The sequence below is a fragment of the Zhongshania sp. genome (assembly GCF_041623545.1).
Lineage (GTDB): Bacteria > Pseudomonadota > Gammaproteobacteria > Pseudomonadales > Spongiibacteraceae > Spongiibacter.
Genome location: NZ_JBFJWS010000441.1, coordinates 1 through 1501 on the forward strand (window position 1 = coordinate 1; position 1501 = coordinate 1501).

Annotated in this window: 2 pseudogenes; both read left to right on the plus strand. The window is 50.4% G+C overall.

The annotated features are described in order from the left end of the window. Window positions 1-1219 (plus strand): annotated as a pseudogene (locus ABYT30_RS18990) (type II secretion system protein GspD); the annotation flags it as partial. Window position 1220: 1 nt separating this feature from the next. Continuing rightward, window positions 1221-1501 (plus strand): annotated as a pseudogene (locus tag ABYT30_RS18995) (type II secretion system protein GspE); the annotation flags it as partial.

Genomic DNA, 1501 nt, shown 5'->3' on the forward strand with positions numbered 1-1501 from the left:
AACCAACTCAATTGTGCTCTCAGGCAGCCCTCATATCATTACCGATTTAGTCTCGGTCATTCGCGACCTAGATATTCGTCGCGCGCAAGTCTTAGTTGAAGCGATTATTATTGAGGTGTCAGATAATCGCGCCAAAGAACTAGGGGTACAGTGGTTGTTTAAAGGCCGAAATGGCGGCAATCAGCCTGCCGGTGGCATCAACTTTGGCGGTGGCGCTTCTGGGAGCAGTGGTACCCCCGGCATTATTAGTTTGCTGGCGGGTGAGGAGGCTGCGGCTGCGGCCGTTAGCGGTGTGCGGGGCGCTGCGATTGGTTTGGGTAAACTTAAAGACGGCGCCTTTAGTTTTGCGACGCTGCTTACCGCGCTGGCGAGTGACTCAGAGTCCAATATTTTGTCCACGCCGAGTCTGCTGACCTTGGATAATGAAGAAGCCTCAATTTTGGTAGGTCAGGAAATCCCGGTGATCACCGGCTCGACTGCGAGCTCCACCAATACCAATCCCTTCCAGACGATTAGTCGCCAAGAAGTGGGTATAAAATTATTGTTCACCCCCCAAATCAATGAGGGGGATGCGGTTCAGTTGAATATTGAACAAGAGGTTTCATCCCTAAGCCCATCAAATGGCGCGGCGGATGTTATTACCAATAAACGTACTATTAAAACCGCAGTATTGGTCAACGATGGCGCAACTATTGTGCTGGGCGGCTTAATCGATGATCAAGTAACAGAGCAGTCGGCCAAAGTGCCCTTGCTTGGCGACATTCCCTTTTTTGGCCGCTTGTTTCGTTCGGATAGCACCAGCAAGACCAAGCGTAATTTGATGGTGTTTATTCGTCCAACGATTGTGCGCGACCAAGCTACCTTGTCAGATTTAAGTGCTCGCAAATACAACTTTATCCGCGCAGAGCAATTGGTGAAAGCTGAACAGGGCATTAATTTATTCCCCTTTACTGACTTAGCAGTACTTCCTGAATGGACGGGTATGGATGCCTCGCCACCGAATATATTGCCTCATAAGCCGGTGCCGCCACCAATGTCACCAGCTGAAGAAGCGGTTGAGAAACGTCACCTGGCGCCGTCAGCGGACAAGCGCAGTGATATTCAGATGCAAGTGCCAAGGGCTGAATCTGCAGATAATGCTGTATCGGAATCAGACTGTGAGGCGGAGAGCCCTTGCGTTAAGCCAGACTTAGTAAGCGTGAACGAGGCTTCACGTTGATATGTCTCATGCTCTGACGTATGCCTTTGCCCGCAGTAACCGCGTTCTTGTTGAAGAGGGTGCGAATGGTGAGTTAACACTTCTGTGTTGCAAGCAAACACCACCATCAGCAATTGCCGAAGTGCAGCGGGTGATTTCTCAGCCGCTTATCTTTAGTCTCTGTGAGGAAAAATTCCTGCAGGACAAAATCAACGAAACCTTTCAGCGCCAGCAGGGCGATGCAATGTCGGCGATGGGTGATATTTCGAGCGAGGTCGATCTTGACCGTCTCGCGGAAGAAAT